The organism is Acidimicrobiales bacterium, assembly GCA_036491125.1.
Lineage (GTDB): Bacteria > Actinomycetota > Acidimicrobiia > Acidimicrobiales > AC-9 > AC-9.
In genome coordinates, this window is record DASXCO010000091.1 from 46,087 (window position 1) to 55,140 (window position 9,054).

Consider the following 9,054-nt stretch of genomic DNA (forward strand, 5'->3'; position numbering starts at 1 on the left):
CGCCGGCCGGAACCCGCCCGGATCGCCGGTGTCATCCGGGCGGTCGGCCCCGGGGGATACCCTGTCGTCGGTGTCGACGCCCCGCCTCGCCGACCGCGTGGGCCGCGTCCTCGGCGACCGGTTCCGCCTCGTCTCGCCGATTGGTAGCGGGGCCTCGGCGCACGTCTTCCTCGCCCAGGACGTGGTCCTGGGGCGGCGCGTGGCCGTGAAGGTGCTCCACCCGGCGCTTGCCGGCGACCTGCCGTTCCTGCGCCGCTTCCGAGCCGAGGCGCAGGCGGCGGCGACGCTCAACCACCCCCACATCACGCAGATCTTCGACTGGGGCGAGGACGACGACGGGCCCTATCTCGTGCTCGAGTACCTCGGCGGGGGAAGCCTGCGCGACATGCTCGACGCCGGACACCGGCTGACCCCGGCGCAGGCGGCGGCCGTGGGTGCCCAGGCGGCCGAGGCGCTCGACTACGCCCATCGGAGAGGCCTCGTCCACCGGGACGTGAAGCCGGCCAACTTCTTGTTCGGGGAGGAGGGAAGGCTACGCGTCGCCGACTTCGGTCTGGCCCGGGCCCTGAGTGAGGCGGCTTGGACCGAGCCCATCGGGGCGATGCTCGGCACGGCCCGCTACGCCTCGCCCGAGCAGGTCGAGGGGCACCGCGTGGACGGGCGGGCCGATGTCTACTCGTTGTCGCTCGTCCTCATCGAGGTCGTGACCGGGCAGGTCCCGTTCGCCGCTGACACCACTATCGCGACGCTCATGGCGCGCGTCGGTGCCGTCGTGCGGGCGCCCGCCGCCCTCGGCCCGCTCGGGCCCGTTCTCGAGCAGGCCGCTGCTCCCGATCCCGACGCGCGATTCGACGCCCACGAGCTGGCCTCGAGCCTGGGTCAGCTCTCCTCTCAGCTGCCACCTCCGGCTCTGCTGCCACTCGCCCCACCGGGCCCGGGCGGTGTGATGTACGACGGCGATGTCGGAGGCGACACCGACCTGGGCGTGACCAACCTGGGCGCGGCGCGATCGACCGCTCCTCCGACCGCGCCCCCCTCCGCCCCGGCGGCGCCGCACGACACGAGGCCCCGCCCCCGCCGGCGCCGGCGGTGGCCCATCATCGTGCTCGCCACGCTGCTCGTCCTCGGAGGGGCGGCCGCGGCGCTGCTCACCACGAACGTGCTCGGTAGCGGGCCCCCGAGCCGCGCCGTGCCGTCCCTGACCGGCGCCGACGCGACGACGGCGGAGCATCTGTTGAGCAAGGCCGGCCTGCGCTGGCGGCTCACCACTGCCCCGAGTGAGGACGTGCCCGGCTCCGGGGTGGTCAGCTGGGCGCCGAGCCAGGGCCTCCAACGGCAGGGGACCGTGGTGACCGTGGTCGTCTCCAGTGGCCCAGCTCCGCGCGTGGTTCCCGATCTGACCGGTGCGTCCTACTCCGACGCCGTGTCCAAGCTCCAGGGCCTTCGGCTGGTGCCGGCCCGGCAGAACGCCTTCAGCGACACGGTGGCCCAGGACAACGTCATCTCCACCACGCCGGCACCTGGGACGTCAGTCGGCCGGGACACCTCGGTCACCCTTGTCGTCTCGGCCGGACCCGACATGGTGACCGTGCCCGAGGTGCTGGGCGCCAGCGTTGCCGGCGCCACCAGGTCGCTGCAGGGGGCCGGGCTCAAGGTGGCCAACGTCTTCGGCTTTTCCAGCGGCCGGGTGTTCTTCACCAGCCCTCCGGCTGGGAGCCGCGTGCACCGCGGCTCGAGCGTGAACCTCTACACCCTCTGAGAACCCTCCGCTTGACCCCGGCCGGGCGGGCTGACAACGTGCGAGGCAGGATCGCAGCCGGCGGAAGCCGGCTCTAGAGAGAGGGAAGGTTGCGACATGGGTGCGCTCGACGGACGGGTGGCCATCATCACCGGGGCAGGCCGGGGCATCGGACGCGAGCACTCGCTGCTGTTCGCCCAGGAAGGGGCGAAGGTCGTGGTGAACGACCTCGGTGGCGCCATCGACGGCTCGGGCGATGACCGGAGCCCGGCCCAGCAGGTGGTGGACGAGATCAAGTCCGCCGGTGGCGAGGCGGTGGCCAACGCGGACGACGTGGCCGATTGGGAAGGTGGTCGGCGGCTGATCAACGCCGCCGTCGAGGCGTTCGGTGACGTCAACGTGCTCATCAACAACGCGGGCATCCTCCGGGACAGGATGTTGGTGAGCATGGAGGAGGCGGAGTGGGACGCGGTCATCCACGTCCACCTGAAGGGTCACTTCGTGCCGACTCATTGGGCTGCGAACCACTGGCGGGAGCAGTCGAAGGCGGGCAAGGACGTCGACGCCGCCATCGTCAACACCTCGTCGACGTCGGGGCTGATCGGCAACCCGGGTCAGGCCAACTACGGGGCGGCCAAGGCGGGGATCGCCGCCTTTACCATCATCGCCGCCCAGGAGCTGCAGCGCTACGGCGTCCGGGTCAACGCCATCGCGCCCGCGGCCCGTACACGCATGACCGAGGCGACTCCCGGTCTCAGTGAGGTGGTGAAGGCGCCCACGGACACCGCCAAGTTCGACGTGTGGGACCCCGCCAACGTCTCACCGCTGGTCGCCTACCTGGCCTCGGAGTCCTGTCCCGCGACCGGCAAGGTGTTCCTCGTCCAGGGCGGCAAGGTGCAGACCTTCCAGCCGTGGACACTCACCGAGATGATCGACAAGAACGACCGCTGGACGGTGGCGGAGCTGCAGAGCGAGATGAAGCAGCTCCTCGGCTGACGGGTGGCGATGCGCGCGGACGAGGACTGAATGTCAGCCCGCACGGAACGCCTGTGGCGGTACTAGTCCGTCGTAGCTACGGGCCATTTGGCCCTCGCACGTCGAGCCGGCGACCGGATATGATTGGGTGGGCCCAGGGCCCTGGGGGGTGGCGAGCTGAGGCAGTGTTCCCCAGCCGCTGCCGGTGCCGCCGCCCCCCAGGACCCTGGGTCTTCTGCGTGAGGACGTCGGCGACCGCGACCAGGCCTACTCCGTGATCTCTTTGATCCGCCCCGCCAGCTCGAGTGTGCCCGGATCGGGTGGGGTCGCCTGCATGGCCATCAACTTGGTCACGTCCCCCTCGACCTTGATCTTGCCGGCCATGAACGCCTGCATCCCGGCCTGGGGATTGCCCTCCACGAAGATGGCCTTGGCCGTCGCGTAGTCGAGTGTCACCTGCAGATCGGGGCCCTCCAGGTGCCCGAGCTCGATCTCCAGCTCTCCGGTCGTGGTGTCCACGTGGGCGTTTATCGTCCCGTCGCCGAAGGGGACCTCGGTGATCACCTGGTTGAGGCGCATGACGTGCGCCGTCAGGGGGACCTTGCCGCGATAGTCCTCGCGGATGGTCTTGGCCGCCTCGACCCATTGGGGGCTGAGGAACGGGTACTTGGCCACGGTGGGAAACTCCCTTGCTGGCGGGCACGTTGGCTGTCGTCCGGGCTGGCCTCCCCAGCCAGCCGTCGACGAGGCACGATAGCCGTGTGGGCAGCGGCGAGCCGTAGGATGGACCTCGTGCCCTCCGTTTCAGGTCGTGTCGAGCGGCTGGAGTCGCGCCAGCGCCATCCGAAGTGGCAGCATCTCCCCTTCCGGATCGAGATGTCGGAGTGCATCAACTGCGACACCTGCATCCGTCACTGTCCGCCCCAGTTCGGTGCCATCTTCAACCACGGGATAGACGTGATCATCGTCCCCGAGCTGTGCTCCGGCTGTGGGAAGTGCCTCGACCCCTGCCCGGTCGACTGCATCTACGAGGACCCTGACTGGCAGCCCGCGCCGGAGGACTGGTGGGCTGAGCAGCGTCGGGACGACCCGTACCGATGACAGCCCCGATCCTGTCCGGGGCCGAGCCCTGGTCCGCCCCAGGGGGACCCGACGGCGCCCTCGTTCTCCACGGGTTCACCGGCAACCCGCAGTCGATGCGCGGTCTGGCCGAGGCCCTGGCCGGTGCCGGGCTCGCCGTCGAGCTGCCGCTGCTCCCTGGTCACGGGACGTCGATCGAGGACATGCTGCCCACCCGCTGGACGGACTGGTCGACGGCTGCTGAGGACGTGTACGCCGACCTCGCCGGCCGGAGCCGACGAGTCATCGTCGCCGGCCTGTCGATGGGCGGCACCCTCTCTGTCTGGCTGGCGACGCGCCATACCGAGATGGCCGGCCTGGTCCTGATCAACCCGTTGATCGAGCCCCCTGCGGAGAGCTTCCGGGAGATCCTGCGGGGCGCGCTCGACGCCGGCACCGAGACGATGCCGGGCATCGGCTCCGACATCGCCCTCGAGGGCGTCGAGGAGCTCGCGTACGCCGGCTCGCCCGTCGCCTCGATGCTCTCCATGATGGAGGCCACCGACGCCATCGCGGCAGACCTGGGCCGCGTCCGCTGCCCGGTGCTGCTGTTCTCGAGTCGCCAGGACCACGTCGTGCCCTCGGCGTCGGGTGACGTGCTCGCCGCGGGGGTTGGTGGTCCCATCGAGCGGATCTGGCTCGAGCACAGCTACCACGTGGCGACCCTCGACCATGATCGAGGTCTGATCGAGGCACGCGCCGTCGAGTTCGCCGCCAAGGTCACTGCCCAGGGCCCTTCCGCGGCCGGCCGGGGAGCCCGGCCCATCGACGCGAAATAGATCAAAAGGCCCTTGCCACCGCGGGCGCTTCGTGGTCTGCTGTCGGCCGGGGACGAAGGGGGGAGTTATGCGGTTCATGCAGATCATCGAGATGCGGACCAGCCGGCGGGACGAGGTCCAAGCGATGCTCGACGAGTGGAGGACGACCACCGCCGGCCGCCGAACTGCACAGCGGGCGGTCACGGGTCGGGACCACGACCGGGAGGACGTCTTCATCACGGTGGTCGAGTTCCCGTCCTACGAGGCCGCCATGGCGAACTCCGACCTGCCCGAGACCAGGGAGCTGGCCGAGGGGCTGGCCAAGCTCTGCGACGAGCCGCCGACCTTCCGCAACCTCGACATCATCCGCCAGGACGACCTCTAGCGGCTCGGCGCCGGGCCCCGAAATCACGGCTGGGCGTCCTCGGGGCTGCCCTACGATGCCCACATGGCCGGACGCATCACTCGGGCTGACGTGGTCCACGTGGCCACGCTCGCCCGTCTGGAGCTGACCGAAGAGGAGCTGGATCGTTACGTCGACCAGCTCGGTGCCGTGCTGGAGCACGCCGCGGACGTGGCTGCCCTCGATACCAGCGGTGTGCCGCCGACTGCTCACCCGCTGCCGATGGAGAACGTCCTGCGGGAGGACGTGGCCCGGCCGAGCCTCGATCGCGACGAGGTCCTGCGCGAGGCACCCGACACCGACGGCACCCGGTTCCGCGTGCCCCGCATCCTGGGTGAGGAGCCGTGAGCGAGGCGGTACTCGCCCTCGCCCAGGCCGTGCGTCACGGCGACCGCTCGGCCCGGGAGCTGACGGAGGAGCGCCTCGCTGCCATCGCCACTGCCGAGCCCGAGGTGCACGCCTTCAACCTGGTCACGGCGGACGCCGCCCGGGCCGAGGCGGACGAGGTCGATCGCCGCGTGGCGGCGGGCGAGGACGTCGGTCCGCTGGCGGGCCTGCCGGTCGCTCTCAAGGACAACATCTGCACGAGGGGCGTGCCCACCACGTGCTCCTCCCGGATTCTCGACGGGTGGCGGCCGCCGTATGACGCCACGGTGGTCACCCGGCTGCGATCGGCGGGCGCCGTGATCGTGGGCAAGACGAACCTGGACGAGTTCGCCATGGGGTCCTCGACCGAGAACTCGGCCTTCGGTCCCACCCGCAATCCCCACGATCCCAGCCGGGTGCCCGGGGGATCGAGCGGTGGGAGCGCGGCGGCGGTGGCAGCTGGCTTCGTCCCGATGGCCCTGGGGTCCGACACTGGCGGCTCGATCCGTCAGCCGGCCGCCCTGTGTGGAGTGGTGGGCGTCAAGCCCACCTACGGCGTCGTCTCTCGCTACGGGCTCGTGGCTTTCGCCAGCTCCCTCGACCAGATCGGGCCGCTGACGGGCAGCGTCGCCGACGCGGCCGCCTTACTGGAGGTCGTCGCCGGGCACGATCCCGAGGACTCGACCTCGTTGGCCGAGCCCGCGCCGACGGTGACGTCCGTGCTCGGCGACGGTGTCGACGGAATGAGAGTCGGCGTGGTCGCGGAGCTGATCGACGGCGTGGCCCCGGACGTGGCCGCCCGGGTCCGCCAGGCGGCCGACGCCTTGTCCTCGGCCGGCGCTCGGGTGGACGAGGCGTCGGTACCCGCGGCGGTCCACGGCCTGTCTGCCTACTACCTGATCGCCCCGGCCGAGGCCTCCTCGAACCTGGCCCGCTACGACGGCGTCCGCTATGGGCTGCGGGTCGAGGCGCCCGACATCACGGCCATGTACACCGCGACGCGCTCGGCCGGTTTCGGGTCCGAGGTGAAGCGACGGATCATGCTCGGGACCTACGCCCTGTCGGCGGGCTACTACGACGCGTACTACGGACAGGCCCAGCGGGTGCGGACGCTCATCATCCGGTCGTTCGACGCCGCCTATGCCCGCTTCGACGCTCTCCTCGCCCCGACGACTCCGACGACTGCCTTCGCCCTTGGAGCCAAGACGGCCGATCCGCTGGCCATGTACCTCACTGACGTATGCACCGTCCCGTCGAGCCTCGCCGGTCACCCGGCCATGAGCGTGCCATTCGGATCGGGCGACGACGGGATGCCCGTCGGCGTGCAGGTCCTGGCGCCGGCTCGCGGTGAGGCCGTGATGTTCCGTGTCGGCGCCGCGCTCGAGGCCTTGGCACCCGGCCCGACAGGTGTCGACGCGGTTCGCTCGCGCCGGGAGGCCGTGCGGTGAGCAGGGAGTGGGAGATGGTCGTGGGCCTCGAGGTCCACTGCGAGCTGTCCACGGCCACGAAGTTGTTCTGCTCGTCCCGGAACGTCTTCGGCGACGAGCCCAACACCAACGTGTGTCCGGTGTGCCTCGGACTCCCGGGCTCGTTGCCCGTGCTCAACGCCGGCGCCGTGGAGCTGGCGATGCGGGTCGGCGACGCCTTGCACTGCGAGATCCGCCCGTCGATCTTCCACCGCAAGAACTACTTCTATCCGGACATGCCGAAGGACTACCAGATCAGCCAGTACGACGAGCCCATCAACGTCGCCGGCTGGCTTGAGCTGGCCGACGGCAGCCGCGTCGGCATCGAGCGGGCACACCTCGAGGAGGACACGGGTAAAACGACCCACGTCGGTAGGGGTGGGCGCATCCACGAGGCCACCGAGTCGCTGGTGGACTACAACCGGGCGGGGGTGCCCCTGCTCGAGATCGTCAGCGCCCCTGACATCCGCTCGGCCGACCAGGCCCGCGTCTACGTCGGCGAGCTACGGGGCATCCTCATCGCCACCGGCGCGTCGGACGCCCGCATGGAGGAGGGGTCGCTCAGGGTCGACGCCAACGTCTCGGTTCGCCCGGCCGGGAGCGCCGAGCTGGGGACCAGGGCCGAGATCAAGAACATGAACTCGCTGCGCTCGCTCGGACGAGCCATCGAGCACGAGGCCGAGCGTCAGGTCGCGCTGCTCGAGGCGGGCGAGCCCGTCGCGCAGGAGACCCGGCACTGGAACGAGGTCGAGGGGCGAACGAGCTCGCTGCGCTCCAAAGAGGAGGCCTACGACTACCGCTACTTCCCTGAGCCCGACCTGTTGCCGGTCGCGCCCGACCCCGCCTGGATCTCGAAGGTGCGGGCCTCGGCCGCCACGTTGCCGGCCGAGCGGCGGGCGCAGCTCTCGGCTGCGGCGTCTGACGACGGAAAGGCGGACGGTGAGGTCCCGGCGGGCTTGGTGGCCACCCTGGTCGAGCTCGATCTCGACGGCCTGGTGCTGGGCGCCATTGACGCCGGCGCCGAGCCCAAGCTCGCTGTCAACCGGGCCGCCAACGAGGCGGCGGCTCGCCCCGACGCCGCCCGCAAGCTCGACCCGCGCGCCTTCGCTGCGCTGCTGAGCATGGAGACGAGCGGGCGGCTGAGCGCCACCCAGGCCAAGACCGTCCTCGGCGTGATGTTGGAGGACGGTGGCGACCCGGCCGACATCGCCCGGGGCCGAGGGTTCGAGGGGCTCTCGGAGGAGGCGCTGGCGGGGGTGGTCGACTCGGTCCTGGCCGCCAACCCTGGCGAGTGGCAACGCTTCCAGGACGGCGACCCGAAGGTGTCGCAGTTCCTGGTGGGTCAGGTGATGCGGGAGACGCGGGGCAAGGCCAACGGCAAGGCGGTCATGGCCCTGCTGGCGGCGCGCAAGGGCTGAGGCCGGCCCGGGAGGTCCGGGACTACTGGCGCAGAGCTGGGTAGTAGTTCTCCGCGCCGATGGCCTTGATGTCGTCGATCCAGCAGCTGTCGTAGACGCCATTGGCCCCCTGATTGCCCGGGCTCACCAGGTTCCAGGCCTCACGGCGGTAGGTCCAGTTATCGGGCTGGAGGCGGTGCGCCTCCTTGAAGTGGGGGATTGCCGCTTCGGGCTGGCCCTGGCGGTGCAGGTGCTGGCCCAGCTCGAACTCCGCCGCTGCCCGGGCCTCGTCCATGCCCCGGGGCGCGGAGCGGCGCACCACCTCGTCGGGGTCGAGCGCCCAGGGGCTGGAAGTGCCCCGATCCACCCAATCGCCCAGCGCGGCCATGTACGCAGCAGGGTCGCTCTTGATCTTGCGGGCCTCGGCCAGCATCTCGGCCATCTCGGGCGGCAGGCTGTCGATGTCGACCTTGGCGAAGATGTCCGAGGCCGGCGATCGGCCCGGGAAGGCGGGCTCCACCGGCCGGACCAGGACGCCGTCCTCGTCGATCCACGCGCCATTGGGAACGTTGACGACACCAAGCAGCTCGTCGAGCAGGTGAGCGGGGTCGAGGAGGGAAGGGTGCTCGGGACGGGCCGCCTCGATCCAGGGCCGGGCGGCCTCAGGTCCGACCGTGTCGAGGGCGACGGTGACGATCTCGAGACCCTTCGGGTGCAGCTCCTGGCGGACCTCCTGCCACACGGGCAGGTCGAAGCGGCAGCCTCACCACGACGCCCAGGCGACGAGCAGCACCTTCTGCCCCCTCAGGCTGGACAGGGCGAGCTCGTTGCC

General features: G+C 70.8%; 10 protein-coding genes. 8 read left to right on the forward strand and 2 right to left on the reverse strand.

Going from position 1 to position 9,054, the window contains the following annotated elements:
* Positions 1 to 70 precede the first annotated feature (70 nt).
* Positions 71 to 1,759, forward strand: a complete 1,689-nt coding sequence (locus VGF64_07835; protein ID HEY1634651.1) for a protein kinase — start codon at positions 71 to 73, stop codon at positions 1,757 to 1,759.
* Positions 1,760 to 1,855: 96 nt separating this feature from the next.
* Entirely contained in the window at positions 1,856 to 2,734 is an 879-nt protein-coding gene (locus tag VGF64_07840) for an SDR family oxidoreductase (protein HEY1634652.1), read from the forward strand.
* A gap of 246 nt (positions 2,735 to 2,980) precedes the next feature.
* On the opposite strand, the gene VGF64_07845 is transcribed toward VGF64_07840, so the two are convergent.
* The gene (locus tag VGF64_07845; GenBank protein ID HEY1634653.1) at positions 2,981 to 3,388 is read right to left on the reverse strand and encodes an SCP2 sterol-binding domain-containing protein; all 408 of its coding nucleotides are present in this window, start codon (positions 3,386 to 3,388) and stop codon (positions 2,981 to 2,983) included.
* Between the two features lie 117 nt (positions 3,389 to 3,505).
* On the opposite strand from VGF64_07845, the gene VGF64_07850 reads away from it, so the two are divergent.
* The 6 genes from VGF64_07850 (at position 3,506) to gatB (ending at position 8,243) form a co-directional block, all read left to right on the forward strand.
* Positions 3,506 to 3,814 (forward strand): 4Fe-4S dicluster-binding protein, encoded by a 309-nt coding sequence (locus VGF64_07850; protein HEY1634654.1) that lies wholly within the window; start codon positions 3,506 to 3,508, stop codon positions 3,812 to 3,814.
* Positions 3,811 to 4,611: an alpha/beta fold hydrolase gene (locus tag VGF64_07855; protein HEY1634655.1), complete on the forward strand. Its 801-nt coding sequence runs from the start codon at positions 3,811 to 3,813 to the stop codon at positions 4,609 to 4,611. The genes VGF64_07850 and VGF64_07855 overlap by 4 nt, the downstream gene beginning before the upstream one ends.
* Before the next feature lie 67 nt (positions 4,612 to 4,678).
* On the forward strand, positions 4,679 to 4,975 hold the full coding sequence (locus VGF64_07860; protein ID HEY1634656.1) for a hypothetical protein: 297 nt from the start codon (positions 4,679 to 4,681) through the stop codon (positions 4,973 to 4,975).
* 63 nt (positions 4,976 to 5,038) lie between these two features.
* Positions 5,039 to 5,341 carry an Asp-tRNA(Asn)/Glu-tRNA(Gln) amidotransferase subunit GatC gene (gatC, locus tag VGF64_07865; GenBank protein ID HEY1634657.1) on the forward strand — a complete coding sequence of 101 codons (303 nt, stop codon included), beginning with the start codon at positions 5,039 to 5,041 and terminating at the stop codon, positions 5,339 to 5,341.
* Positions 5,338 to 6,807, forward strand: coding sequence for an Asp-tRNA(Asn)/Glu-tRNA(Gln) amidotransferase subunit GatA (gene gatA / locus VGF64_07870; GenBank protein HEY1634658.1), 1,470 nt, complete (start codon positions 5,338 to 5,340; stop codon positions 6,805 to 6,807). Before gatC ends, gatA begins: the two co-directional genes overlap by 4 nt.
* On the forward strand, positions 6,804 to 8,243 hold the full coding sequence (gene gatB / locus VGF64_07875; GenBank protein HEY1634659.1) for an Asp-tRNA(Asn)/Glu-tRNA(Gln) amidotransferase subunit GatB: 1,440 nt from the start codon (positions 6,804 to 6,806) through the stop codon (positions 8,241 to 8,243). Before gatA ends, gatB begins: the two co-directional genes overlap by 4 nt.
* A 22-nt stretch (positions 8,244 to 8,265) precedes the next feature.
* Here the strand turns inward: gatB and VGF64_07880 are convergent.
* Positions 8,266 to 9,054: ResA-like WAxxUGC motif-containing protein (locus VGF64_07880; protein ID HEY1634660.1), on the reverse strand; the 789-nt coding region annotated here is incomplete at its 5' end.

Coding starts and splice junctions, on each gene's coding strand:
- VGF64_07840 (HEY1634652.1), top strand. CDS start 1,856: ATGGGTGCGCTCGACGGACGGGTGGCCATCATCACCGGGGCAGGCCGG.
- VGF64_07855 (HEY1634655.1), top strand. CDS start 3,811: ATGACAGCCCCGATCCTGTCCGGGGCCGAGCCCTGGTCCGCCCCAGGG.
- VGF64_07860 (HEY1634656.1), top strand. CDS start 4,679: ATGCGGTTCATGCAGATCATCGAGATGCGGACCAGCCGGCGGGACGAG.
- gatC (HEY1634657.1), top strand. CDS start 5,039: ATGGCCGGACGCATCACTCGGGCTGACGTGGTCCACGTGGCCACGCTC.